Source organism: Nisaea denitrificans DSM 18348, assembly GCF_000426505.1.
Classification (GTDB): Bacteria; Pseudomonadota; Alphaproteobacteria; order Thalassobaculales; family Thalassobaculaceae; genus Nisaea; species Nisaea denitrificans.
Genome location: NZ_AUFM01000018.1, coordinates 151427 through 176055, shown reverse-complemented (window position 1 = coordinate 176055; position 24629 = coordinate 151427). Strand labels below are relative to the sequence as shown.

The following is a 24629-nucleotide window of genomic DNA, read 5'->3' as shown; positions in this document are numbered from 1 at the left end:
GCGGCGAGGCCGCGCAACCAGGAGAGCAAGCATGTCCAAGGATTTCGAAAATATGACGCTGACCGCGTCCGGCCGTTTCGACAATGTGAAGCGCGATTACTCCCGCGCCGATGTTGAGCGCCTGCGCGGCACCGTCCGCATCGAGCACAGCCTTGCCCGCAAGGGTGCGGAGCGGCTCTGGAAGAGCCTGCATGAGGAAGATTTCGTGCCTTCCCTCGGCGCCGTGACCGGCGGCCAGGCGGTGCAGATGGCGAAAGCCGGCCTGAAGGCGGTTTATCTCTCCGGCTGGCAGGTCGCGGCGGACGCCAATGTCGCCGGTGCGATGTATCCGGACCAGAGCCTCTATCCGGCGAACAGCGGCCCGGAGCTGGCCCGCAAGATCAACAATTCCCTGCTGCGCACCGACCAGATCCATCATCTGGAAGGCGATAACAGCACCGACTGGATGCTGCCGATCATCGCCGATTGCGAGGCCGGTTTCGGCGGTGCCCTGAACGCCTATGAGCTGACCCGGGCCTATATCGATGCCGGAGCCGCTGCGGTGCATTTCGAGGACCAGCTGGCGTCCGAGAAGAAGTGCGGCCATATGGGCGGCAAGGTTCTGGTGCCGACCCAGCAGCATATCAACACCCTGAATGCCGCCCGTCTCGCCGCCGATGTCGAGGGCGTGCCGACTTTGGTGATCTGCCGTACCGATGCCGAAAGCGCCAAGCTGGTGACCAGCGACGTGGACGAGCGCGACCGGCCGTTCCTGACCGGAGAGCGCACAGCAGAAGGCTTCTTCCGGTTGAAGGAAGGCACCAGCTTCGAGCGCTGCGTTGCTCGCTCGCTCGCCTATGCGCCATATTCCGATCTGCTCTGGATGGAGACATCTACGCCTGACCTCGAGCAGTGCAAGCGCTTCGCCGAGGCCATCCGCAAGGAGTTTCCGGACCAGATGTTGGCTTATAACTGCTCCCCGTCCTTCAACTGGACGGCCAATCTGGACAAGGACGATATCGCCCGCTTCCAGCGCGAGATCGGCGCCATGGGCTACAAGTACCAGTTCGTCACCCTGGCCGGTTTCCACTCCCTTAACTACGGCATGTTCGAGCTGGCCTCCGGCTACCGCGAGCGCGGCATGGCGGCCTATTCGGAACTGCAGGACGCGGAATTCGCCGCCGAGGCCAAGGGCTACAGCGCGACGAAGCACCAGCGCGAGGTCGGCACCGGCTATTTCGATGCGGTTGCGACCGCGATCAAGGGCGATGCCTCCTCGACCACGGCGCTGACCGGATCCACCGAGGAAGCCCAGTTCCACGAGAACGAACAGGCGGCTCGCACGGCAGCGGAATAAAGGTCCGGGAGGTTTGGGGCCGGCGGGCGGCTAACCACCCATTGCCCCCGCCGGCTCCCGGACAACCGGTACAGGAAAAGGAGAGAGACAATGAGCAATCGTTTCTGGGTCATCGGCGGGGAATACACGGACACCCGCTTCAGCCAGCTGATCGATGGTACCGAGAAAATGTTCGGCCCGTTCGGCGACCAGAGTGAGGCCCGGCAGGTCTGGGATCGCATCGCCAGCGAAACCCGCAGCATCTGCACGGCGCGCTTCACCATCGTCCAGGAAGGCGCCTCCGGCTGAGCCGCGGAGCACAGACCAAACGAATCGATCCCTGGCGGCTCGGATCGTTTCTTGATCGGTTATCCGATCGGCGGATCCGATAAAGCCTGACTGCCCGGCCCTCAGAGGCCGGGCATTTTTTATGGGGAGGAAGGTCCGGGGATGCGCAGGCCGGTTGACGGCGCCGCCATCGGTGCGCATAACACCTGTCCCGTGCTTTCCGCCGGAATAGGGCCTGTAGTTCAGCGGTTAGAACGCACCGCTCATAACGGTGTTGTCGGGGGTTCGAATCCCTCCGGGCCCACCATTCCAGAGACTGGTTGCCGATTTCAGCGGTGCTCCGGAATCAGTTTTGTCCCGACAGGGTCAGGGCCCTGAATCTTTCACGACAATGATGAAGAATGGCCTCTGTGGTTCACAGGTCCTGTTTCATGTCCGTCATTGAGGCCAAGATGTCTGCGTTCTTGTCGTGTAGGATCGAACAGATCGGGCGATGGGATGCCTAGTTCCCAGCACCAAGATGTCGTCAAGCGATAGGATTGCTGGGAAAGGTATCACGATGGAAAACGAGATCGACGATCTGGTCCGGCGCCTGGTGCGTCTGGAAGATGAACTCGAGCGTAAGCTGGAGGCGCAACGTGACCAGTTTCGCTACCGCGTCGAAGAAGGGCGCGCTGTCTTCGAAGAGAGCGTCAACCGTCAACACAAGTTGCTGAAAACCAGCCTCGTCACGTTTTTGAAGCGATCGCCGCTGGCAAGCCTGATCGTAGCCCCGGCTGTCTACGGGCTGATCATACCGATAGCCCTTCTGGATCTCGGGGTCTGGATCTTTCAAGTCGTCTGCTTCACCGCGTGGGGGATGGAGCGGGTGAAGCGCTCGGACCATGTGATCGTTGACCGCCACCGTCTGAGCTATCTCAACGGGATTGAAAAACTGAACTGCTGGTACTGCGGTTACGCGAACGGGGTCATCGCCCTCGCGCGCGAAGTTGCCAGCCGCTCGGAGCAGTACTGGTGTCCGATCAAGCATGCGCTGCGCGTGCGCACACGTCATCCGCGGTACAGGAATTTTGTGGAATATGGCGATGCGGAGGGCTTTCGCGCGCAGCTCGAGAAATTGCGCGATAAGGTCAGGAAAAATCCGGATGCCCGGCCGGAAGGTCCCGGCTCAGAGGGCTGAAGCATGAGACCGACAACCAGGCGAGCCTGGTTGTCGGTCCCGGTCCTGCGCGCAAATCTCGATCACAGCATTCCCGAAAGGATCGTGGCAATGCCGAGGAACGAGAAGAAGCCGGCGACGTCCGTGACTGTGGTCAGGATGATCGACGACGCGACGGCCGGGTCCTGACCGAGGCGTGACAGGACGATCGGAACGAGCGCGCCTGCGATGCCGGCAGCCACCATGGCAATGATCATGGACAGGGCGATGACCAACACGAGGCCGATGCTGCCGCTCCAGAAGAACACGCCGATGCCGCACGTGATGGCGATCGCGATACCGTTCCAGAAGCCGACATTCAGCTCCTTCCGCAGAACCCTGAACCACTGCCCTATGGTGATCTCGCGCAATGCCAGACCGCGCATGGTGACGGCAAGGGCCTGAGCGCCCGCATTGCCCGACTGCCCGGCGACGACCGGGAGCAGGACGGCGAGTGCGGTGAAGGTCGCGATAGTGTTTTCGAACAGCCCGACAACAGACGCCGCCAGGAAAGCGGTCAGCAGGTTGATCTGCATCCAGGGCATGCGCTTGCGCAGGGCGAACCAGCTCGGAGACAGGGCCCGTTCGTCCTTGCTGACACCGACCATGGTCTGGATGTCGAGGGTGGATTCCGTCTTCAGGGCGCCAACCAGTGCGCTGTGGCGGATCAGGCCGAGGATCCGGCCGTCCACGTCAATGACCGGCAGTTCCTCCATGTCGTGTTCTTCGAACTTGCGCACGACGTCCTCGCGGGGGTCCAACGGACTGACGACATCGACGACCGGTCGGGAAATCTCCGAGAGGCGGGTTTCCGGAGCGTTGAACGCAAGTTGGCGCACGTCGACCAGATTTGAGAGCCGGCTCTCGCTGTCGAGCAGCTTGATGAAGTGCACCCGGTCCGCATCGCGCTGACGCAGCAGTTCAAGCGCCCGCCCGACGGTAGCCTCGCCGGTCAGGCTGAAGACCACAGTGTCCATGAGGCGACCGGCGGTGCCGTCCGGATAGTTGAGCATCGTGCGGAGCTCGGCCGAAAGTCCGGCCGGAAGCTCGGCGAACAGGGCCTCCTGCTGCTCACTGCTCATCTGGCCAAGCAGGGGAACAGCCCGGTTCCGGTCAGCCTTTTCGATCACTGCCCGGCGGATCGCCGCTGGCATCGCCATGAGCACGGGCGTCGCCAGCATTGCCGGCAGGGCGTTCAGGATCGAAACGATCTGGACCGGCTCGAGCGATGACAGCAGATCGGCGACCGCGGTCTGCGGCAGCTGCTCAATCGACCGGGCCGCTTCTTTTGGGTAGGCGGTCAGGTAGTGGCTTGCCAGAGCTTGTGCGCACTCGGTCATTTCGCATCTCCCTCGATCGTATTCCGGGCGGCGTGGGGCTTCGGTTTCGGGATCGTCGTGAGCAGGACCTCCGCGAGGCCGACATAAAGATTGTCGGCGACACGCATGTAGTCGCTCCCTGCTTCGACCGCTTCGGGTGCTGCGACTGGCTCATTGGCCTGACGGAGAATCGCGTAGCGCACGCTGCCGACGAGCTTTCCTTCCCGGTCCACTACACCGAGGACGTCGTTGTTCATCCAATCGGGGCTTGCCAGTCCGTCTTCCAATGTCGTCCTGACATTCAGCGATTGCCGCGTGGTGTCGGCGAGAGAGCTGGCGGTTTCCGAGCCTTTGACGGAAAAGAGCCGCCCGATCGGGAAACTGCCGAGAAGCTGCTGTTTGTCGTTAACAAGGAAGATGACGGAAACCGGGCTCTCCACGGAACGCAGGCGCTTGCGGATCGCCTCGACGGTTGTGTTGGGCGTGACGGCAACAAGGCCACTGTCCGTATAGGCACCGACCCTGTGGGTGGGCTGGTGCAGAACCACCTCGAGCTGCAGGCGGGTTGCGGCCGGCATGCTGGCGAGATAGGCCTCACGCCGTTTCCGCGGGGTCCGGCGCAGGATGTTGCTCGCCTCGCGACGGGGCATGTTCCCGAGCATGGCGATCGTGTCCTTCTCGCCGAAATGACGAAGGCTGGCAGCGGCAGTCTGCGATGACAGGGCCATCAGCAGCCGGGTTGCCTCGTCCTCGTCGAGGGTTTTTGCGAATGCCGCAATTTGCTCGGAATCGCTTTTCTCGAGGATGGAGGCGGCTTCCGCCGGATGTTGCCTCAGGAAGTCGGCAGCAAGGGACTGATAATCCGTCATGGCTTAGTCTCCCGTCCGGATGAGCGTGGTCTCCTCCGCGAAACGATGGGCCGGGATGATGAGCCGGCCGTCGCTTGTCTCGAGGATCACCGTGGTTGCCGTGATTTCGGCGATGGCGCCTTCCGTTTCAGCGAAGCGGATTTTCTGCCCAATGCTAAAATCGCGATCGAGGTAGTGGGAGCCGATCACGTTACTGACAAAGGTACGCGCGCCGAGGCTGAAGGCCAGGGAGAGGCCGCCCAGCAGGGCCGCGACCGCAACGGACAGAATGGTGATGATGATGGTGATGTCGATACCGATCTGATCCAGACCGACGACAACCAGCACCACGACCGTCAGCCCCTGCACCAGTCGGCCGAGCAGGTTGCGCTGCTGCTCGGGAACACCGGGCAGGGCGGCGATCAGGGCGTCGCGGGCAATATTGGCAAGAATGATCCCGGCGAAGATGATCAGCGCGCCGGAGAGGATCTGCGGCAGATAGGTGACCAGTTGTTCAAGCCAGCCGGTGAAAACCGTCAGGCCCAGCACATTCGTGGCCGAGGTCAGGAAAAACAGGATGACCAGCCAGTAGAACACGCTCGCCAGTACCTTCGTCGTCGAGCCTTCGGACCCGATGGTCCGGACCAGGCCGCCAAGCCCGAGCGCCTGCGCTCCCCGGTTCAGGGTCTTCGCTGACCGAAGGGTGATCGCCCGCACGGTGCGAGCCACAAGCCAGCCAATGACAAGAAGCAGACCGGCACTCAGCAGTGCCGGTAGCAGCTCGATAAGTGAATTCGCGATCTGCTTCAGCCCGGAAACGATGGGTTCTGCATGTTCAAGCATGGTGCTTCTCCTTGTTCGGATTGTTCACGTGCAGCTTTGTTGTGGTTTGTTAGTGCTTGGTCTCGTCGTCGCTATCGTTTTCTTCTGTAGACGCGGTGGCGTCGTCGTCGATCCGCGAGATGCGTAACCGCTCTATGCGCCGGTCCTTCATTGCGAGGACTGTGAAGCGGAAGCCATCCAGCTCAACGACGTCCTTCGCGAGTGGAATGCGTCCGAGCAGGCTCATGACGAGGCCAGAGACTGTATTGACCTCATACTCGTCGCTTCCGACGAAACCGGTTTCACGCTCGAAATCGGCCAGCGAGGCAAGGCCGTGGGAATCCCAGTGATCGCCCTTCCAGACAATCGGGAATTCCTGCTCGTCCTTGTCGGTCTCGTCCGCGATTTCGCCGACGATTTCCTCAAGCAGATCCTCAAGCGTGACGATGCCGACGAAGGAGCCGTATTCGTCAATCACGCACGCCATATGCGCCCGCTTGGTGCGCATCATTTCGAACAGGGTGGAGACACGCAGGGACTCAGGCACCACGAGTGGATCGCGGCAATAAGGCTTGAGGTTTTCCCAGGGAGCTTTTTTGCCGTCGACCAAGGCGTTCACCAGGTCGCGGACAAGGATGATGCCGATCAGATTGTCGTGACCGTCGCTAACAATCGGGAACCGCGAATACTGGGATTGACGGATGGTATCCAGATTCTCGGCAGCACTGGCTTCGGTCCGCAGGACCCTGGTTTCGGTACGCGGGATCATCACGCTCTCGACGGTGCGCTCATCGAAATGAAACAGATTGTGCAGCATGGTTGCACGCTCCGCCTCGACCTCTCCGTGTTCCGCTGAAACATGGATCAGGCCTTTCAACTCGTCGCTGGTCAGAACTTCCGCGTGGCTGGCTTCCTTTACGCCCATCAGGCGCAGGAGCGAGATCGAGGCCCAGTTCAGCACCCAGCTCAGCGGGAAGATGGCGAGGTAAAACCAGTGCAGTGGATAGGAGAGGAGAATGGAGACCGCGACCGCCTTGCGGATTGCATAGGTCTTCGGAACTTGCTCGCCAACGACGATATGCAGGGACGAGAAGACGATAAAGCCGATCACGAACGAGATCGTGTGCAGGGTTGCATCCGAAAGATGGAGAGGCTCCAGCACGGGCTTCAGGATCGCGGCGACCGCCGGCTCGCCAAGCCAGCCGAGACCGAGCGAGGCCATGGTGATGCCGAGCTGGCAGGCGGACAGATAGGCATCGATGTTTTCTTTGATCCGCAGGGTCATCCGGGCCGCATTGCTGCCGCCCTTTGCCCGGGTCTCGATCCGGAAATGCCGTGCTGAAACGAGTGCGAACTCGGCAGCGACAAAGAAGGCGTTCGCGGCCAGAAGCGCAGTGATTGCAAGAAGTTGCACGTAAAACGAGTTCAATTCGGCTCTCCGAAATCTCTTTGATTGATCGGCGGAATATATAAAAATATTAGCTTTAGTCAAAAAAATATTTGCTATAGCGAATAAAATTTATATTTTGGGTCGCGAAATGTGAGGCGGAAATATGGGTGACGACGTGGATATCGATTACGTGGATGTACGCACACGCCTAGTGGCGCTTTACGAGCATCCCTTCGCGGGGAAGCCGCGCGGGCGGTACCGGATTTCGATGAAGCTGATGCGCCAGCTGATGGGCGTACGGCGACTCTGGCCGGAGCAGATCGAGGCCCTCCGCCGGTCGCTTTACGAGATGGGATATCTGCTGATCGATCTTGAGACTTATTTCATCGTCGTCAGTCAGCAGACCTTTGCCAGTTACCGGCGCGTGAACGAGAGCGTCATTGCCGCCGCCATGGAGTTTCCTGTCGGTGCGGTGGTGGAAGCGGTGGAGCAGGGAAGCCTGGCAGATGAAACGCCGGGCGACGAGGGCTTATGACGCGTCACAAGGATGAACGGTTGCCGGTGATCGGGTGGCGCGAGTGGGTGTCCCTCGGTGAACTCGGTGTCGATCAGATCAAGACCAAGATCGATACCGGTGCCCGGACCTCCGCGCTGCACGCTTTCGACGTCCGTCAATTCACGGATCACGGTACGCCGCATGTCGCCTTTATCGTGCACCCACGCCAGCGCTATCGGCTGCCCGCAGTCGAATGCGTCGCGGAAGTTCAGGACATGCGCGAGGTAACGAGTTCCAGCGGTCACAAGGACGTTCGCTACGTCATCTCAACCGATGTTTCGCTCGCCGGCCTTACTTGGCCGATCGAAATCACCCTGGCGGATCGCGATCCGCTGGGGTTCCGGATGCTTCTTGGCCGTCAGGCTGTCCGGGATCGCTTTCTTATCGATCCGGGAAGCTCGTTCATGGCCGGCCGGAAGCAGAAAACAGGTTTAACCAAGGTAAAGACTGAAAGGACAAGCTAATGAAAATTGGTCTTCTTTGCCGCAATCCCGAACTCTACTCCCACCGGCGCCTTGTCGAGGCAGCCGAAGAGCGGGGACACGATATCGATGTCATCGATCACCTGCGCTGTTTCATCGACATTGCGTCGAATGACCCGGAAGTGCACTACAAGGGGCACTCCCTGACCGGCTATGACGCGATTATTCCGCGTATCGGTGCGTCGGTGACGTTCTTCGGGACGGCGGTTCTGCGCCAGTTCGAGATGATGGACGTTTATCCGCTGAATGAATCAGTCGGTATCTCCCGTTCCCGCGACAAGCTGCGCAGCATGCAGCTCCTGTCGCGTGAAGGCGTGGGGCTTCCCGTCACGGTCTTCGCACACCGGACCTCCGATGCCGAGGAATTGCTGCGCATCGCCGGCGGCGCGCCGGTCATCATCAAGCTGCTCGAAGGAACCCAGGGTATCGGTGTCGTACTCGGCGAAACACCGAAAGCGGCCGAGAGCATTATTCAGGCCTTTGGCGGGGTGAAGACGAACATCCTCGTCCAGCAGTTCGTGAAGGAAGCGAACGGCGAGGATATCCGCTGCCTCGTGGTCGGCGAAAAGGTCGTGGCGGCGATGATCCGCCGCGGCAAGGAGGGCGACTTCCGGTCCAACCTGCATCGTGGCGGCTCGGCGGAAGCGATCAAGATCACCGCTGCCGAACGGGCGACGGCGCTCAAGGCTGCGAACGCGATGGGACTCAATGTCTGCGGTGTCGACATGCTGCGCTCCAATGACGGGCCGGTGGTGATGGAGGTCAACTCCTCGCCGGGCCTCGAAGGTGTCGAGAAGGCGACCGGTGTCGATGTGGCCGGTAAGATCATCGAGTTCCTGGAAAAGAACGCACGTGCCGGTCGCACGCGAACCAAGGGCGGCAAGAGCCGCAAGAAGGTCAAAGTTGCGTAAGCCATTTCAGATCGGGGGAGAGGAAATCTCCCCCGGCACCCGCCGGATTGTCGATATCCCGCTGAGCGTGCTTTCCAATCACACCCCGATGAGCCTGCCGGTCCAGGTCATCCATGGCCGCAAGGACGGACCGACTGTGTTTGTCAGCGCGGCCGTGCACGGGGACGAGATTATCGGTGTCGAAGTCATCCGCAGGCTCGCGAGGAGTTCGGCGCTGCGGCGGATTTCGGGCACGCTTCTGCTGGTGCCGATCGTCAATGCCTTTGGCTTCATCAGTCACAGCCGCTATCTTCCCGACCGCCGCGACCTTAACCGGAGCTTCCCGGGGAGCCAGACCGGCTCCCTCGCCAGCCAGCTTGCATACCGGTTCCTCAACGATGTGGTTTCGCTGTGCGATCTTGGCATCGACCTGCATTCGGCTGCGGTGCATCGCGTGAACCTGCCGCAAATCCGGATCAATGCCGACGATACGAAGGCGCTGGAACTTGCACGTGTGTTCGAACCCCCTGTGATTATCAAGTCGGCTTTGCGTGAGGGATCGCTTCGTGCGGCGGCCGCGAAAATAGGCGTGCCTATATTGCTCTATGAGGCAGGTGAGGCCCTGCGGTTGGATGAGTTTTCAGCGCGGGTTGGCGTCAAGGGTATCCTCAAGGTGCTGAAGCAACTCGGCATGATCAGTGCGCGCAGCATCAAGATCGGCAATGTGGCGCCGCCACTGGTTGAGAAGTCTGCCTGGCTTCGGGCTACCGAGGGCGGCATCTTCCGGACATCGCGCAATGTCGGCGATGTTGTCCGCAAGGGCGATACCATGGGCTACATCGCCGATCCGTTCGGCGAAAAGGAAACGGAACTAAAAAGTGAAGTGTCCGGGCTGATCGTCGGCCGCACGAACCATCCGTCCGTCAATCAGGGCGATGCGCTCTACCATGTCGCCCAGCTCCCGCGTTCCGCTTCAATGGAGGGAACGATGGGGGCGATCGAGGAAGAATTCGCCAACGACCCGCTGCTCGACGAGGACGAGATCCTCTGATCGTCTCGGCGTCACCCTGTATGATCTTACCATCGCCACAAGGCCGATAAGTTCATAATATTCAGACGATGGTGCGCACGATCTGGGATAACGGTCTCGAGTTTGTCCTTTTGCGGTGACTTGGGAGCGTCGAATCCTCGCCGCCCTTAACAGGACCGGGAGGTGCGTAGTTTGGTCGCAAAGGTGGAATATGGGCCGTCGAGCAAAGCGAATCGCAGTCTTTCTGGTCGTGCCAGCAATCTGGGGCGTTCTTACATATGCTTTGCTCGTATTTACACCAGCGGAACTCAAGTTTCGCGAGTTGGTGACGGACTGGAAATCATATCATTCGGTCACCCGTTCGATGGAGCCCACCCTCAATCCCGGTGACTATTGGGTCGCTTGGAGCGGTCAAAGTGGTGATGCGTTTCCGCGGCGGGGCACGGTGATCATTTTCCAGAATCCGTTCAAACCGCAACAAGATTGGGTTAGACGGCTGGTCGGTCTGCCTTTTGACGAAATTCTCTTCGCTGACGGTGATCTGCATCTTAATGGTAGCCTCGCCGAGCAACTCTATCTGGGGGAAGAAGAGGACGGATACCTTCGGGTCCAGGAAACATTGCCGGGTGGAAGTTCCTATACGATTCTCAGACCGAGCGAAGGCAAGGAGGCAACGAAGCTAGAGAAATTTGTCGTGCCGCACGGCCACATATTTGTTCTGGGAGACAATCGCGGGACGGCGATTGACAGTAGGCACCCGGAAGTCGGTATGGTACCGATTGAGAACATCAAAGGCTTCGCCAAACTGGTTTACTGGTCGGATGATTTGATGAGGATCGGCGCGATCGTTCGTTGATTTCCCTTATCATCACCATTCCGCCTCGAATGCCTTGAACCTTTCCTCCAGCTCCAGCTGTGCGAGCGCCTTGTCGCTGTGGCTTACGAAGGCCTCGCAGCCTTCTGTCTCGAAGCCATGCACGCACGGTGCGGCCGGCAGGCGCGCTCGGAAGTCGTGCCAAAGCGATTTCCCGGCAAGGAAACTCTTCTCCAGACTTTGCCGCGACAGGGTTTTGAGGGCGACATAGCCGAGGTCATACCGCTCACTGGCGAGCTGGTATTGGCTGGTGAGGTCGATGCGCTCGACACCCTCGTCGTCGGTGGAGAGCATCACCGGCACTCCCGCCTTCAGATAGGTCGGGAACGGGTGGTCCTTGCCGGCGACGCCGAGGATCTGCTCGTTACTGGAAAGGTTGATCTCGACGGCGATGCCGTCCTTCGCCATCCGCTCGATCAACGCGCCGCTGTCTTTCTCGAAGCCGATATCGACGCCGTGGCCGATGCGGTCGACGCCAGCAATCTCCACGGCTTCCCGGATATGGAAGGTCATGTCCTTCAACTCTGTGACGCCGAGCCAGAGCTCGCCAGCATGCAGGGACAGGCCGACCGTCTCAAACTTCCGCTTGAAATAGCCGAAGATCTTCATGTGTAGGGAATAGTCCCGGAGCGCGACGTGATAGTCCTCCGGCGCGACGAAATTCACCCCGACGCTGAGCTTTTCCCGCTCCGCGATCATGTAATGCAGCATGACTTGCGCGAAGGTGTTTTCCGGCGGCTGTGTCCGGATGCTCTGGCCGAGCTGGCGGAGCGTCACGGTGCAGCCCGGCTCGGGACTGGCGGTGCCGCAGCCCATCTGTGCACGGGCGCCAGCCATAGCGTCGTTCAGCACTTTCGCACCCTGATCCACCAGTTTACCGAAACCGTGATCAAGCAGCGCCTTCTCGAAGGCCGCGAGATCCTTGTCGCTACCGCCGGCGAGTTTCTGCGTCACGCCGAGAGTTGCCGGATTGACCCAGCCGAGGGTCATCATCGGCTCGACATAGACCACGTTCTGCAAAGCGGCGTTTCTGGCGAGCCAGGCAAGGCTCTCCGCCTTGCGCTCACCGGAAATAGCGCCGAACCGGGCGAAGGTGGAGAAGAACTGGTCGTGGCCGGAACGCTCGTCCCAGAGTGGGTTGGGCTGAAAATTGCGCATTGAGAGATTGTCGGTGATGGCCGCGATGCAGGCATCGCTTTGCGCGGCATCACTCATCCGCACCTGCGTCGCGCTTTCGCAGTCCGGCTTCGCCATTGGCGGGACGTGGGTGGCGCATTGCACGATCGACCGGGCGCCCGGGTCGTAGCAAAGCTGGAGATCCGGATCGGCGGCCCAGCGGATATAGGCCTCGGCATAGACGGCGCCGGAGAGATGGGTGTGCAGATCCGCGCCCTTCGGCATCTCCTGCAGGAAGGCGCGGGTCAGTGTGCGGTCGTCCCGGATTGCTTCGAAATGGGCGCTGGTGCGGCCTTCCGGGCTACCGGGTGAAACACCCGCGCAGGCGCCTAACCCCAGGGCAAGTACAGCCATGATCGAGATGATCCGCATCATCTGCTCCTTCTTCGTGAGGGTGAATGCAGAGTATATGCGGATCATTTTTTATGCACGTTTATGTTGTCTGAGCGGTGTGCCCTGGATCAATGCGTTCCTTGCTCAGGCGCGGCGGCGAATGCCATCGATGCTCAGCGGACCGGGGCCGGCGAAAACCAGATAGAGGAACAGGAAACAATAGAGGATTGCAGCGTCACCGCCATTGTTCACCGGGAAGAAATCGCGCGGTGCGTGAGCGATCCAGTAGCCGACGGCCATCAGGCCGGACGACAGGAACGCGGCGGGGCGTGTCAGAAACCCGATGGCGATGAGTGCGCCGCAGATCAGCTCTATGACGCCTGCCGTCCATGGCATGGAAAACATCGCCGGCGTATGTCCGCCAACCGGAAAGCCTAGAATTTTCTGCGTGCCGTGGGCCATGAAAACCAGCCCGGAAACCGCGCGGGTAATGCTTAGAACCGTCGGCACCCAGGGCGCTAGCTTGTTCCTCATCAGAGCCTAATCCATTCTTGTCGGAGGGGTAATTTCCCGGACCGTAGCGCATCGCCCCAAGCCTGGCAAAAGCTGTTGCCATGTCTCCAGTGATTTTCCCGATAAGCCTGTTTCAGATCGCGCGGGGTTAAAAAATTATAACTATATCAATATGTTGTTGGATGGGGATTTGTACGGGAAATCTCGAACGGTCGTAACTTGGCGCAGCGGGCCTTCCCGAAGCGGCTCATCATGACCGTTTCGCGATGACCCACACCCCGTGAACGATACCGGGGATGTAGCCAAGGATCGTCAGCAGGATATTCAGCCAGAAATGGCCGCCGATCCCCACAGTCAGGAAGACGCCAAGAGGCGGCAGAAGGATGGTCAAAATCAGTCGGAGCAAGGTCATGTTTCTATCCCCGGGAAGCGTTCCGGTTTGAACTATAACGCCGGGATGCGGATAAGGGTCCCAATCAGCATGGCGCAGGTGGCGGCAAATATCAGCATGGATTGTGATCACATGACGCTTACGAGATCTCTGTGGGTGTCCTTCTGCTGCTGCGCAAAAAAAACGAGGCTGAGACGAGGGGGGCTTCTGACAGTTCATTAAGTGCGGGGAGAAAAGAGGGGCACAATTAAAATGCGAAAAAAAATCTTGAACGTACTACCCTTTATATCTCGGTGCTCTTGAAATGAAGGTGGGGTCGTGGTGGCAGATACGGATGTGTTCGGTGAGGTGCGTGATAATGCGGGTCCCTCTGGGGGCGGAGCGAAGGCCGATGCAGTGAAGGCCGATACAGCGAAGGCCGATACAGCGAAGGGCGGTGGAGCGAAGGGCGGTGGAGCGAAGGACGGTGGAGAGAAGGACGGTAGGACGAAGGACGATGGAGCGAAAGATGAGGGCGGGCATTCCGATCCTATGACACCCGATTACCTGGTGCCCAGAATGCGCCAGTATCAGGTCGGCGAGACGGTGCAGTATCAGACGGCGCATCTTGTCGGGCACTTTCCCGATGTTAAGACGAATGATATCGAGGAGGCGCTGGATCCCTTTCTCGAGAAGGCCGTTATTCACGCGGGCGGAAAACCGCTCGAAGGTGTCTTGCTGACCCATCGCCAAGCCTGGCAGCAGCACGGCCTGGCAATGGGTGAGCTGTTGCACTCGATCTGTCTTGCGCCCGGTGAGGCGACGCGCATTGCCGTGGTGGACTGGCGCCGGCAGGCCCGCAGTATCGGCTCGGAGGATATTGAGGAGAGCGACCTCCTGGCGCGCGAGGACGAGCAGAACCGCTCGGTATCGGAAATACAGCAGGCCGTCGCCCGGGAAACCCAGACTGGCCAAACCCGTACGAGGATCAAGAGCGCCAGCAAGCAGAGTGGGGGCAGCAGCTCGTTTTTCGGATTGTCTGGCAGCTCATCATCGCGCAGCAGCATGACGGCTGACGTGTCGTCTGTGTCATTCAGTGCTGGGCAAAGGGACCTGTCCTCCGAGGCGAGCCAGAAAGTGCATCAGCGCACCCGGGAATTGGCTGAGGCGGCCCGCTCCAGACGGGCGACCGCGGTGCGAGAGATCGACGAGCGTGAAGGCGAGACAGCCTCGACCCGGGTGGTGGCGAATTACAACCACATGCACGCAATGACCGTCATGTATTTCGAAGTGCTTCAGGTCTTCGAGATCGAGACCAAGGTTTCCCAGGCCGAGCGGATTCTGTTCCTGCCGATGAAGATGATCGAATTCACGCCGACGGAAATCGGCAAGCACCGGGAAGCTCTGGTCGACATCGCGGTTGATTTCGGGTTTGACGACTTGCGCGTCGCCTTGCTCTGCGTGAATTGGGGAACGGATTCCATAGGCAAGGACGCAAGCGAAATTGGGGAGCTGGAGGAAAAAGAGGTCCTTGAGCAGATTAAGGAAATTCAGAATAAATTAAATCATTTAAGTGATGAATTGAAATCAATAAATGAAGATTTAAAAAATAAAGAAAAAGAGAAAGAAGAAATATCAGATAATATTAATATTGTTGGATCTAAGATTGCTGAGGCAAAGAAAAAAGGAAATCTTGGCAATTTTGGGGAGTTACTCAAAGAATTTGAAAGATTAAAATATGACAATAAGAACGTGGAAAAAGCAGAAAAAAATCTCTCCGCGGAGAAATTAAATAAACGTAGAAGTGTTGTAGATCTTACGCAAAAAATAGAAAACTTGCAAAATGCGCTTTCGGCTTTGCGTCAGAACAGGTTGACCAAAGGGTTGAGCTTGAAGCGGCAGTTTTTCAGTCAGCAATTATGGCTGCGTATGGGGGCGCATCAGGTTCAAGGACTGATTCAGGACCGCACCTATGACGGCCGGTCCTTGTTTGGGTGGATGGACCCGGAGCCGGTTGCGGTTTTCGGGAATTATGTCGGCTTTCGGCTGCCTTTCACGGATGCGGAAAGCGAAGGCGAGGGGAAGAGCGCGAAAGAGCTTTTCCGCAAAGATTTCCTGGCAGCGGATGATTCGAAGATCCGGACGAAAGTCGCCTTGCCATCCGGTGGGGTTTTCGCCGAGGCGGTGCTGGGAGAGGCAAACAGCGCGGAAGAGATTGATCTCGGCCGGTTCTGGAACTGGAGCGAGTCACCGATCCCGATCTCACCGCCTGGAATTTCTGACGTTTCGACCGGCTCCCGGGCGGCTATGGGAGAGGCGCAGCCCGGCCAGTTGAGCGATCCTGCAGTGCAGCTACAGGGGCGGGCGGCGATGCCCGATCCGACGAGCGGGCTGATCCAGGCTCTCGCCGCCGGCCAGCTTTTCCGGGACATGAGTGGTCTCGCGGGTGGCCAGCAGGCCGCGGGCGACGCCGGCAGGGAGACGGGCAGGGGCGCGTCCGATGCGGCGGGGCGCGCGAACGAGGCGAGTGCGAATTTCCTCAACTATATGAAGACGATCGTCGAATCCGGGACGAAACTGCTTTCAACAAGTAACACCACCGTGCTTGGGGGGCTGATCAAGTCCCTCGGGGTTGGAACGTTAGGCTCCGGCGAGAAAGACAAGAGGCCTGATACCGGCGCGGGTGATGCCTGACTGACAGTTTGAGTTGCTTACTGGTCAGGCGTTAACAGTCTGGCCAGGCAGCATCACCCATACCGGGACAGTACCTTGAACAGCTGGTCTTCCGTGAACGGCTTGGTCAGCACATCGTTCATGCCCGCGTTCCTGAATTCCGAGTGGCGCTCAACGAAAGCCTCGGCCGTGAGGCCGATGATGGGGACATCATTGTGGGATGCGGCGGCTCTGATTTCTCTCGTCGCTTCGATCCCGTCCATCTCCGGCATGTGGACATCCATGAAGACGAAGTCGGTTTCGCCCCGCATGACTTCGTCAACGGCTTCGCGGCCGTTCTCGACATGCTTGACGGACTGACCGAGTTTTTCGAGGACGGCGGTTACCACCATGGCGTTGATTGCGTTGTCCTCCGCGACCAGGACCTTATAAACAGGGAGCGTTCGCCTTTCGCCGGAAGCTGCCAGGCTTGCCGACTTCGTAAGTGCCAGATCCTCCTCGGTGACGGTGCCGAAGGGGATAAAGACATCTATCGTCGTCCCTTTCCCGAGTTCGCTTTCGATCCCTATCTGGCCGCCCATGAGCTCGACGATCTGACTGACGATGGAGAGGCCGAGGCCGGTACCTCCGAACTTCCGGGTGATCGAGCTGTCTTCCTGGGTGAAGGCCTCGAAAATGGATGCCTGGCGGTCCGGCGCGATCCCTGTGCCGGTATCGGTTACGGCAAAGCGGATTCCGCGTGTTGTCTCTGGTGAGGGCACGGAGGTCGGGGCAGCGTCCGCGCTGACTTCCTTGACCGTGAGTACGACACTGCCTGAATCCGTGAACTTCACGGCATTGCTGAGCAGGTTCCAGAGTATCTGCCGCAGCCGGACAGGATCGCCGCGCATCTGGGCGGGCTCCGACAACGCGTACTCGCCTCTTATGGTCAGGCCTTTTTGCCCGGCTGCGGTCTGGAACGGGGTCATGATCGAGGACAGCAGCTCTTTCAGGTCGAAGACCGTGTCTTCCAGCTCCATGGCGCCGGATTCGATCCGGCTCATGTCCAGCACGTCATTGATGATTGCAAGCAGGGTCTTGCCCGAGGCAACGATGTTGGAGACTTTCCGTTGCTGGTCCGGATTGAGATCCGTGTCTTCCAGAAGCTGGGCAATGCCCAGCACACCGTTCAACGGTGTTCGGATCTCGTGGCTCATTGTCGCCAGGAACCCGGACTTTGCCTTGTTCGCGGCGTTTGCCCGCTCGACATAATCGTGGGTCGCCTGGGACATCATCTCCATATCCCGGGCGAGGCGGCCGAGTTCGTCGTTCGAGTTGATATCGATCCGGGATATCGGCTCTTGCCGGGCAATGGAATCCGCAGCAAGCTTGAGCTTCAGGATTGGCGTGACGAGGAGGCTGCGCGATACCCAGGCGATCATTCCGGCGACGGCGAGTATGGACGCGAGAGAGACAATGATCGTCGCCAGCCGGATATCCTCGACATCCTTCGAGACTACGGACTCCGGGATCGTCAGGAGGACGACCCAGTTCCATTCCGGTTTTGCGAACCCGGCTGCGCTGAAGACCGCGTGGTCGCCGGGGGCGGCGTAATGGGTTCCGAAGAGCTTGTCGGTGACGTCAGATACAAGCTCTCCCCAACCGTCGGGAAAGAGATCGTCCTCGCAGCCGCCGCAGAACAAGGCGGAGCCGTCCCGGTTGAAAATCAGAACGCGCCGGCCGGTTTTCTGACTGAGAGTCCTGAAATCGGTCAGCGCCTCGGATTTGTACTGATCGACGTAGGAGGTCAGCGAGTTCAGCCCGGTGGTCTCCAGAAGCCGGTAGCGGCGGTCGACAAACTGGTCGATCGCACTCTCAAGCCGCAGGTTCATCGACTGTTGCTCGGTCCTGTAGAGCACATCCCTGGAATGTGTGAAGGACCAGTAGCCGAGAGCGCCTGTTCCCAGCAGAACGATGGGAATGATCGCGGCGATGAATTTCGTGTAGAGGCTCAATTTCCGCGACCTTGTCGATAAAAGACGTTTTCCTGCGCCAGTTCCAGAATGCCGGAGGGAATGACGGCACCAAGTCTGGCGGCGGTCAGAACATTCACGCCGGCAATAAACTTGCTCGGCCGGGTTACCGGAATGTCCGCGGGGTTGGTTCCGGACAGGATAGCGCTTGCCGCTTCTGCAGCGGCCCTGCCGTTGAGTTCCACCGTGGACTGCAGGGCGAGCATGGCCCCGAGACGGGCATTCCTGATATTGCCGCTATTCACGATAGGCATGCCCGTGGCCAGGACTGTGTTCACGAAATCGAGGTTGGTCTGGTTCGGCCCGGCCACCAGCCAGATGCCGTCCAGGCTGTCTTTGTGCGTAGTTATCAGTTCCACTGCCGATTTGCTCATCTCTGGGCGTCCGCTGTCTCCAGGCAAATAGGGGAAGCCGAGATCGGTCAGGCTCACGACCGGGAACTGGTGCGCGGCAGCGCGCAACTGGGCGGATTCGCTGACCGCCGACGGATATGTGGAGCGCAGGATGCCGATGCGGAACGGTGTGTCACGCCTGGCCGTCTGCAATATCTGGGAGACCAGGGCGAGCTGGGATTCCACCGGGACGACATGACTCTGACCCGTGATGTTCGATCCGCTGGTTTTCCCCATTTCACTGACGAACCCTTCACCAACCGGGTCCGTGACGATCAGGAACATCTGCGGGATCTTCGTACCCGACAGCAGGTCCCGTCCGGCGCGGGTCGCGAGGGTGGCAACTGTCACAACCAGATCCGGGGTGTTCTCATCGATTGCGGATGTCAGCAGGGATTTGGCCCGGCCGTAATCGCCTTTGGCATTCAGGACGGTATAGGAAACATCTGTTCCGTCCTTGAAACCCAGGCGGGTCATTTCCGCGCGGAACCGTACGGTCGACTTTTCCAGAAAGGTAGAGGAGAGAGTCTGGAGGATCACAATCCGTTTAGGCGTTTCGCTGGCAACCGCGCTCTGCGGAAGCAGCCAGAAGCAGAGGCCAAGAAACAGCAATTTCAAAAACGCGTGCGTCGGACGGCTCCTGATTGAAGGCACTGCGGCACCCTGTTTGTGTGCAAATACTTTTTGAGTCTAAACCTTTAGCGATTGTAAGGGCATCATAAAAAATGCAAAGCACGGAACTGTGTTTTGTGCAGAACCAAGAGGATAAAGCGATGTAGTTGCCAGCCATCGTCGCTCGAATCGACCGTTATCGGCTGCTTCCTGATCGGCATTCCGGTGATGCCGATCCAGTGGATGCTGAGCCCGGTCTGTTTCCTGTACTCTATGATCCCGTTGCCCCTTCCCGAACGCCCCCGCGAGCAAAAAACATGACCAACGATACCGCGACCATCCGCGCCTCCGCGCAGTTCCAGAAAGCCACCGACGATCTGCGTGCGGGGCACGACAGGTTCGTCGGCGAGATCGTCACCCTGACCGAGATCCCGTCCCCGCCTTTTAAGGAAGAAAAGCGGGCGGCGGCGTATGAGGAGATGTTCCGGGCGCTCGGGCTGGAAGACGTGCAGCGGGACGGCATCGGCAATGTCACCGGCCTCCGGCGCGGGCGCGGCAATGGCCCCATTGTCGTGGCGGCGGCGCATCTCGACACGGTGTTTCCCGAAGGCACGGACGTGAAAGTCCGTCGCGAGGGCACCAAGCTGTTCGCCCCCGGCGTCGGTGACGACACGCGGGGGCTGGCGACGTTGCTGGCCTTCATCCGGGCGCTCGATGCGGGCGGGATCGAGACCGAGCAGGACATTTTGTTCGTCGGCGATGTCGGCGAAGAGGGCAAGGGCGACCTGCGCGGCGTGCGCTATCTCTTCACCGAGAATGCCTATCGCGAACGCATCGCCTCCTTCTTCACCTTCGACGGTATTGAGACTCAGGATCTGGTCACCGCAGGTGTCGGCTCCTACCGCTACAAGGTCGCGTTCAAGGGCCCGGGCGGGCACAGCCTCGGCGCGTTCGGCACGGTGAACCCGGCCTATGCGCTTGGCACTTTCCTGGTCGGCATGTCGAAGATCGAGGTGCCGGGCGATCCCCGATCATCCTATTGCGCCAGCACGTTTCAGGGCGGCACGTCGGTGAACGCGATTCCGGAAGATGTCTGGACCGAGATCGACCTGCGGTCTGAATCCGCCGAGGTGCTGAACCGGGTGGATGGAGAGGTGAAAGCGCTGATCGATGCGGCAGTCGCAGGCGAGAATGCGCGCGGCGATACCACGAACGGCGAAATCAGCGTCGAGCTCACCCAGATCGGCAACCGCCCGGCAGGCACCACGGCGCACAACACCACCATCGTCGAAGCCAGCGTCGCCGCGATAAAAGCCTACGGATTCGAGCCTGCCTTCTCCGCCTCTTCGACAGACGCCAATATCCCGATGGCGCACGGCGTCCCGGCCGTAAAATTCTCCCACGGCGGCGCCGGTGGCCGGGCCCATACGGTGGACGAGTGGATCGATGTCGAGCCGAAGCTGAGCCTGCGGGGCTTGAATGCAGGCCTGCTCGCGCTGGTGGCGACGGCTGGGTTCGTGGAAGGTTAATTTACTGAAAGGATCCGGGCCGGATAGCTTCTGAGAGCTTGTCCGACCCGGTAGGGTGCTATCTCGCGGCCAGCTTCGCTTCCAGCATCTTCTTCACCTCGGGCCATTCCTTGTCGAGGATGGAGAAATAGACCGAATCCCTGAGCGTGCCGTCGGTGTGGATCATGTGCTGGCGCAGGGTGCCTTCATAGATCGCGCCGATGCGCTTCAGGGCGTTCTGGGACTGCTCGTTCCTGTGGTGGGTCTTGAACTCGACCCGGATGCAGCCGAGCGTCTCGAACGCATGGGTCAGCATCAGGTATTTTGCTTCGGTATTGAGAGGCGAGCGCTGATAGCGCGGGTTCAGCCAGGTGCTGCCGATTTCCACACGTGTGTTCTTGGTGTCGATGGTCATATAGCGGGTTGAGCCTGCAACCTCGCCGCTGGCGACGTCGACGGTGACGAAGGGCAGGTCGATGCCCTTTTCCTGGTTCTCCAGTGCCAGACGCACATAGGCCGCGACCGCATCCGGGTCCGTTCCGGGCCAGGTCCATTTCCAGATCGCCGGATCTTCCGCAGCCTTCTGCAGGGCCGGGATGGCGGCTTCGCTCATCGGCTCCAGGCGGACATGTTTACCGGTCAGGGTGACGGGTTCGACTTTCATTTCGGGTGGTCCTTCAGCATGCAAATGGAAAGGCAATAGGCAGGAAGTGGGTCAGACGATGGAGGCGGCCTGTTGCGGAGCACCGGCGAGGGTTTCGGCAATAACGCCGAGACCGTGGCGCACGATCTTCAGGTCTTTCGGGTTGCCGAGAGAGAGGCGGAGACGGTTGCGGCCGGCGCCGGGAGCGGTGGCGAAAACCTGACCGGAGGAGGCGATGACGCCATGCTCTCCCAGCACCGCCACGGCATCGCGGTCGGTCCAGGGCTCCGGCACGGTCAGCCAGAGATGCATGCTGGTCGGGTGCCCGGTGAACTCGAAGCCTTGCAGGATTTCGGCGGCGGCGGTCTGGCGGCTCCGCATTTCCTCGGCTTTTTCCCGGGCGAGAATGCCGGCGATGCCCCGGTCGACCCAGAGCGCGAAGACTTCCGCCATGGCCGGCGCGGCCATCCAGGTTGAGGCCCGCATCGCCCGTTCCAGCTTCGGCACCATGGCGCGCGGTGCGCTGACCCCGCCGATGCGCAAACCCGGCGCCAGTTGTTTGGCGGCGGAGGTGATGAAGATCGTCTGGTCCGGCAGGTAATTCGCCAGCGGCGGCGGTGCGTCCGCCACCAGGAAGCGGTAGAGATCGTCCTCGACCAGGATCAGATTGTAGCGTTCCGCGATGGCGGCAATGTCCTGCCGTCGCTGCTCGCCCATCACGGCGTTGGTCGGGTTTTGCAGGGTCGGCATGCAATAGAGCGCGCGCGGTGCGAAACTGCGGCAGGCTTCTTCCAGCGAGTCCGGGCGCACGCCTTCGGCATCCATATCCACCGGCTGCACTTTCAAGCCGAGCATTTCCGCGAGGGGGACAATGCCGGGATATGTCAGCTTTTCGACAAGGATTGTATCCCCCGCCTGCACCAGAGCTGCAAAGGCGGCGAGCATGCCGTTCTGCCCACCCGTGGTGACAATGGCCCGGCCCGCATCGGTCTCGACACCGAGGGCGCGCATCCAGTCCGCCGCCGCTTGCCGGTGACGCGGGGCGCCGCCATGCGGGGCATAGGCCATCAGGTTCATCAGGTCGCGGCTGTCGGCGATTTCCTTCAGGGCGTCGGAGAAGGCGTCCCGTTCCGTGTTCCCCATCGGCGGAAAGTTCAGTCCGAAATCGATCCCGCCCCGGTTAGCGCCTGCCGGTATCTCGCCCATGTCCCGGCCGATCCGGCGGCGGACAAAGGTGCCGCGGCCGACTTCTCCGTCGATCAGGCCGCGCCGGGTAGCTTCGGCATAGGCACGCGATACCGTGCCGACAGTGACACCGAGCTGATAGGCCAGCTCGCGGTGCGTCGGCAGTTGCGTGCCCGGTTGCAGGGCGCCGGTGGCGATGTCTTCCGCCATGGCGCGGGCGATCGAGAGATATTTCGGTCCGGGCCGGTCGCTCAGATCGGGGACCCAGTCCATCGGGTGGCTGTGCATACTTTGTCTCTGTGACAATGTTCCGATTGATCGATGATTGAACCGATATTACGCAGGTATTGGATCGGTTCAATCGCAATATTGTATCGATTAATGGCTGGGGAAATAGAGACAATCCGGTCGCAGGGCTTGATGGTGCCATGGATTGATGCCGCCTGCTTTGACATGATGCGGGCTGATTGACTGCAACCGGGAAGGATGGATCGTGGCTTTTTCTTTCACACGCGACGAACTTGAAGAGACGGCCCGGCTGGTACATCAGCTTGTGCCGCCGACGCCGCAACATCACTGGCCGCTGCTTTCGCAGCGGGCCGGAACAGAGATCCGCGTCAAGCACGAGAACCACACGCCGCTCGGTGCCTTCAAGATGCGTGGCGGGCTGGTTTATATGGACGGCCTGAAACGCCGGGTGCCGGACTGTCCGGGTGTGATCACCGCGACCCGGGGCAATCACGGCCAGAGCGTCGCCTTCGCGGCGGCGCGGGCCGGGCTGCGCGCTGTCGTCGTGGTGCCGCGCGGAAATTCGGTGGAAAAGAATGCGGCCATGCGGGCGCTCGGTGCCGAGCTGATCGAGCATGGCGAGGATTTCCAGGCGGCGTTCGAGCATGCGGTCTCCCTGGCCGAGGGCGAGGGGCTGCATCTGCTGCCGAGCTACCATCCGGATCTGGTGCGCGGGGTGGCGACCTATGGGCTTGAGCTGTTCACGGCCTGCCCGGACCTTGACCGGGTCTATGTGCCGATCGGGCTTGGCTCCGGCATCTCCGGGGTGATCGCCGCGCGGGATGCGCTCGGCCTGAAGACGCAGGTGATCGGCGTGGTGGCTGAAAACGCGCCCGCCTATGCGCTCTCTTTCGAGCAGAAGAAGCCGGTCTCGACCAACAGCGCGGACACGATGGCGGACGGCGTCGCCTGCCGGGTGCCGGTGGAGCAGGCGGTCGAGGTTATCCTGAAAGGGGCGGAGCGGATCGTCCGGGTCTCCGAAGACGAGATCAAGGCGGCCATGCGGCACTATTTCACCGATACCCACAATGTCGCCGAGGGCGCGGCGGCCACACCGCTGGCGGCTTGCCTGAAAGAGAAAGACTCCAATGCGGGTCAAAAGGTTGCGCTCATCCTCAGCGGTGCCAATGTCGACCTTGCGCTCTATCGCGACGTGCTGATGGGCGCGGAGACACATGAGGAGACTGCGACGTGACTGAAGAGCTGTTCCGGGAAGATTCATATCTGAAATCCTGCACCGCGAAAGTGCTGGCATCCGGCCCGGACGGGGTTGTGCTGGACCGCACCGTTTTCTACCCGACCGGCGGCGGCCAGCCCGGAGACAGCGGCACGCTGGCAGGCCCGGGAGGCACGGTCGCCATCACCGAGGCGGTGAAAGGCGAGGACGGTATTCTGCATAAACTCGAAGAAGGCGCGGCGGCCCCGGCCGTTGGCGACGACGTCGAAGTCACCCTCGACTGGGACCGGCGCTACAAGCACATGCGGGTTCATACGGCTCTGCATCTGCTTTGTTCCGTCGTCGATGGCGGCGTGACCGGCGGGCAGATCGGCGCGGGCAAGGGCCGGCTCGATTTCAACATTCCGGGCGAGCGTCCGGAAAAAGAGGCCCTGACCGAGCAACTGAACCAGGTCATCGCGGGCGACCACGGGATCAGCATCTCATGGATCACTGACGATGAGCTGACAGCCAATCCGGATCTCGTCCGGACCATGTCCGTGAAGCCGCCGATGGGAAGCGGCAAGGTGCGCATGATCCGGATCGGTGACGATGTGGATTTCCAGCCCTGCGGCGGGACGCATGTCCGCTCCACGTCGGAGATCGGCACCATCCAGATCGGCAAGATCGAGAACAAGGGCAAGCAGAACCGGCGGATCAATCTGACGCTGGTTGAGTGACCGGAAGTACAAGAAG

Annotated in this window: 23 protein-coding genes and 1 tRNA gene; 13 read left to right on the top strand and 11 right to left on the bottom strand. The window is 60.4% G+C overall.

All coding sequences use genetic code 11. The features are described from left to right. Positions 1–31 precede the first annotated feature (31 nt). From aceA to K328_RS24080, 4 genes are all read left to right on the top strand, one after another. The gene (gene aceA, locus K328_RS0113905; protein ID WP_028466492.1) at positions 32–1336 is read left to right on the top strand and encodes an isocitrate lyase; all 1305 of its coding nucleotides are present in this window, start codon (positions 32–34) and stop codon (positions 1334–1336) included. A gap of 90 nt (positions 1337–1426) precedes the next feature. Next, entirely contained in the window at positions 1427–1624 is a 198-nt protein-coding gene (locus K328_RS0113900) for a DUF4170 domain-containing protein (protein ID WP_028466491.1), read from the top strand. Positions 1625–1834: 210 nt separating this feature from the next. Continuing rightward, positions 1835–1910 (top strand) — tRNA-Ile (locus K328_RS0113895). A gap of 252 nt (positions 1911–2162) precedes the next feature. Further along, positions 2163–2783 (top strand): hypothetical protein, encoded by a 621-nt coding sequence (locus K328_RS24080; protein ID WP_205620664.1) that lies wholly within the window; start codon positions 2163–2165, stop codon positions 2781–2783. 62 nt (positions 2784–2845) lie between these two features. Here the strand turns inward: K328_RS24080 and K328_RS0113885 are convergent, their stop codons facing one another. The 4 genes from K328_RS0113885 to K328_RS0113870 are packed head-to-tail and all read right to left on the bottom strand — an operon-like array spanning position 2846 to position 7219. Then, positions 2846–4141: a magnesium transporter gene (locus K328_RS0113885; RefSeq protein ID WP_028466490.1), complete on the bottom strand. Its 1296-nt coding sequence runs from the start codon at positions 4139–4141 to the stop codon at positions 2846–2848. After that, positions 4138–4989, bottom strand: a complete 852-nt coding sequence (locus tag K328_RS0113880; RefSeq protein ID WP_028466489.1) for a magnesium transporter MgtE N-terminal domain-containing protein — start codon at positions 4987–4989, stop codon at positions 4138–4140. The genes K328_RS0113885 and K328_RS0113880 overlap by 4 nt, the downstream gene beginning before the upstream one ends. Positions 4990–4992: 3 nt before the next feature. Then, on the bottom strand, positions 4993–5811 hold the full coding sequence (locus K328_RS0113875; protein ID WP_028466488.1) for a mechanosensitive ion channel family protein: 819 nt from the start codon (positions 5809–5811) through the stop codon (positions 4993–4995). Positions 5812–5860: 49 nt separating this feature from the next. Continuing rightward, positions 5861–7219 carry a hemolysin family protein gene (locus K328_RS0113870; RefSeq protein WP_028466487.1) on the bottom strand — a complete coding sequence of 453 codons (1359 nt, stop codon included), beginning with the start codon at positions 7217–7219 and terminating at the stop codon, positions 5861–5863. 124 nt (positions 7220–7343) lie between these two features. On the opposite strand from K328_RS0113870, the gene K328_RS24075 reads away from it, so the two are divergent. The 5 genes from K328_RS24075 to lepB all read left to right on the top strand — a co-directional run bounded on the left by K328_RS24075 (position 7344) and on the right by lepB (position 10994). Next, positions 7344–7715 carry a hypothetical protein gene (locus tag K328_RS24075; protein ID WP_051284908.1) on the top strand — a complete coding sequence of 124 codons (372 nt, stop codon included), beginning with the start codon at positions 7344–7346 and terminating at the stop codon, positions 7713–7715. After that, entirely contained in the window at positions 7712–8200 is a 489-nt protein-coding gene (locus K328_RS0113860) for an ATP-dependent zinc protease family protein (protein WP_028466486.1), read from the top strand. Before K328_RS24075 ends, K328_RS0113860 begins: the two co-directional genes overlap by 4 nt. Next, the gene (gene rimK, locus K328_RS0113855; protein ID WP_028466485.1) at positions 8200–9129 is read left to right on the top strand and encodes a 30S ribosomal protein S6--L-glutamate ligase; all 930 of its coding nucleotides are present in this window, start codon (positions 8200–8202) and stop codon (positions 9127–9129) included. The genes K328_RS0113860 and rimK overlap by 1 nt, the downstream gene beginning before the upstream one ends. Beyond that, complete coding sequence (locus tag K328_RS0113850) at positions 9122–10159, top strand: succinylglutamate desuccinylase/aspartoacylase family protein (RefSeq protein WP_028466484.1); 1038 nt, start codon at positions 9122–9124, stop codon at positions 10157–10159. The genes rimK and K328_RS0113850 overlap by 8 nt, the downstream gene beginning before the upstream one ends. A gap of 190 nt (positions 10160–10349) precedes the next feature. Then, positions 10350–10994, top strand: coding sequence for a signal peptidase I (gene lepB, locus K328_RS0113845; protein ID WP_084608307.1), 645 nt, complete (start codon positions 10350–10352; stop codon positions 10992–10994). 12 nt (positions 10995–11006) lie between these two features. On the opposite strand, the gene K328_RS24070 is transcribed toward lepB, so the two are convergent. The 3 genes from K328_RS24070 to K328_RS26395 form a co-directional block, all read right to left on the bottom strand. After that, positions 11007–12608 (bottom strand): adenosine deaminase family protein, encoded by a 1602-nt coding sequence (locus K328_RS24070; protein WP_051284907.1) that lies wholly within the window; start codon positions 12606–12608, stop codon positions 11007–11009. Positions 12609–12665: 57 nt separating this feature from the next. Then, complete coding sequence (locus tag K328_RS0113835) at positions 12666–13055, bottom strand: DoxX family protein (RefSeq protein WP_028466482.1); 390 nt, start codon at positions 13053–13055, stop codon at positions 12666–12668. Between the two features lie 229 nt (positions 13056–13284). Continuing rightward, positions 13285–13446 (bottom strand): YqaE/Pmp3 family membrane protein, encoded by a 162-nt coding sequence (locus K328_RS26395; RefSeq protein ID WP_036554309.1) that lies wholly within the window; start codon positions 13444–13446, stop codon positions 13285–13287. A gap of 300 nt (positions 13447–13746) precedes the next feature. Between K328_RS26395 and K328_RS0113825 the strand changes: the two genes are divergently transcribed. Further along, positions 13747–16098 carry a hypothetical protein gene (locus K328_RS0113825; RefSeq protein WP_156901356.1) on the top strand — a complete coding sequence of 784 codons (2352 nt, stop codon included), beginning with the start codon at positions 13747–13749 and terminating at the stop codon, positions 16096–16098. A 53-nt stretch (positions 16099–16151) separates the two neighbouring features. On the opposite strand, the gene K328_RS24060 is transcribed toward K328_RS0113825, so the two are convergent. Both K328_RS24060 and K328_RS0113815 read right to left on the bottom strand, forming a co-directional pair. Continuing rightward, positions 16152–18071 (bottom strand): ATP-binding protein, encoded by a 1920-nt coding sequence (locus K328_RS24060; protein WP_051284906.1) that lies wholly within the window; start codon positions 18069–18071, stop codon positions 16152–16154. Beyond that, a complete protein-coding gene (locus K328_RS0113815; RefSeq protein WP_084608306.1) occupies positions 18068–19135 on the bottom strand; it encodes an ABC transporter substrate binding protein in 1068 nt (355 codons plus the stop codon). The genes K328_RS24060 and K328_RS0113815 overlap by 4 nt, the downstream gene beginning before the upstream one ends. 275 nt (positions 19136–19410) lie before the next feature. Here K328_RS0113815 and K328_RS0113810 point away from each other — a divergent pair, with 275 nt between their 5' ends. Further along, positions 19411–20622: a M20/M25/M40 family metallo-hydrolase gene (locus tag K328_RS0113810; RefSeq protein WP_028466479.1), complete on the top strand. Its 1212-nt coding sequence runs from the start codon at positions 19411–19413 to the stop codon at positions 20620–20622. A gap of 58 nt (positions 20623–20680) precedes the next feature. Here the strand turns inward: K328_RS0113810 and K328_RS0113805 are convergent, their stop codons facing one another. Both K328_RS0113805 and ehuR read right to left on the bottom strand, forming a co-directional pair. Beyond that, entirely contained in the window at positions 20681–21265 is a 585-nt protein-coding gene (locus K328_RS0113805) for a GNAT family N-acetyltransferase (protein WP_028466478.1), read from the bottom strand. A gap of 51 nt (positions 21266–21316) precedes the next feature. Beyond that, on the bottom strand, positions 21317–22717 hold the full coding sequence (gene ehuR, locus K328_RS0113800; protein WP_028466477.1) for a MocR-like ectoine utilization transcription factor EhuR: 1401 nt from the start codon (positions 22715–22717) through the stop codon (positions 21317–21319). Between the two features lie 205 nt (positions 22718–22922). On the opposite strand from ehuR, the gene K328_RS0113795 reads away from it, so the two are divergent. Together K328_RS0113795 and K328_RS0113790 are read left to right on the top strand one after the other, a co-directional pair. Next, the gene (locus K328_RS0113795) at positions 22923–23912 is read left to right on the top strand and encodes a threonine dehydratase (RefSeq protein ID WP_028466476.1); all 990 of its coding nucleotides are present in this window, start codon (positions 22923–22925) and stop codon (positions 23910–23912) included. Beyond that, a complete protein-coding gene (locus tag K328_RS0113790; protein ID WP_028466475.1) occupies positions 23909–24613 on the top strand; it encodes an alanyl-tRNA editing protein in 705 nt (234 codons plus the stop codon). The genes K328_RS0113795 and K328_RS0113790 overlap by 4 nt, the downstream gene beginning before the upstream one ends. Positions 24614–24629: the final 16 nt, after the last annotated feature.

Coding starts and splice junctions, on each gene's coding strand:
- K328_RS0113860 (WP_028466486.1), top strand. CDS start 7,712: ATGACGCGTCACAAGGATGAACGGTTGCCGGTGATCGGGTGGCGCGAG.
- K328_RS24080 (WP_205620664.1), top strand. CDS start 2,163: ATGGAAAACGAGATCGACGATCTGGTCCGGCGCCTGGTGCGTCTGGAA.
- K328_RS0113885 (WP_028466490.1), bottom strand. CDS start 4,141: ATGACCGAGTGCGCACAAGCTCTGGCAAGCCACTACCTGACCGCCTAC.
- lepB (WP_084608307.1), top strand. CDS start 10,350: ATGGGCCGTCGAGCAAAGCGAATCGCAGTCTTTCTGGTCGTGCCAGCA.
- K328_RS24075 (WP_051284908.1), top strand. CDS start 7,344: ATGGGTGACGACGTGGATATCGATTACGTGGATGTACGCACACGCCTA.
- ehuR (WP_028466477.1), bottom strand. CDS start 22,717: ATGCACAGCCACCCGATGGACTGGGTCCCCGATCTGAGCGACCGGCCC.
- K328_RS0113900 (WP_028466491.1), top strand. CDS start 1,427: ATGAGCAATCGTTTCTGGGTCATCGGCGGGGAATACACGGACACCCGC.
- K328_RS0113835 (WP_028466482.1), bottom strand. CDS start 13,055: ATGAGGAACAAGCTAGCGCCCTGGGTGCCGACGGTTCTAAGCATTACC.
- K328_RS0113875 (WP_028466488.1), bottom strand. CDS start 5,811: ATGCTTGAACATGCAGAACCCATCGTTTCCGGGCTGAAGCAGATCGCG.
- K328_RS24070 (WP_051284907.1), bottom strand. CDS start 12,608: ATGATCCGCATATACTCTGCATTCACCCTCACGAAGAAGGAGCAGATG.
- aceA (WP_028466492.1), top strand. CDS start 32: ATGTCCAAGGATTTCGAAAATATGACGCTGACCGCGTCCGGCCGTTTC.
- K328_RS0113880 (WP_028466489.1), bottom strand. CDS start 4,989: ATGACGGATTATCAGTCCCTTGCTGCCGACTTCCTGAGGCAACATCCG.
- K328_RS0113810 (WP_028466479.1), top strand. CDS start 19,411: ATGACCAACGATACCGCGACCATCCGCGCCTCCGCGCAGTTCCAGAAA.
- K328_RS0113805 (WP_028466478.1), bottom strand. CDS start 21,265: ATGAAAGTCGAACCCGTCACCCTGACCGGTAAACATGTCCGCCTGGAG.
- rimK (WP_028466485.1), top strand. CDS start 8,200: ATGAAAATTGGTCTTCTTTGCCGCAATCCCGAACTCTACTCCCACCGG.
- K328_RS26395 (WP_036554309.1), bottom strand. CDS start 13,446: ATGACCTTGCTCCGACTGATTTTGACCATCCTTCTGCCGCCTCTTGGC.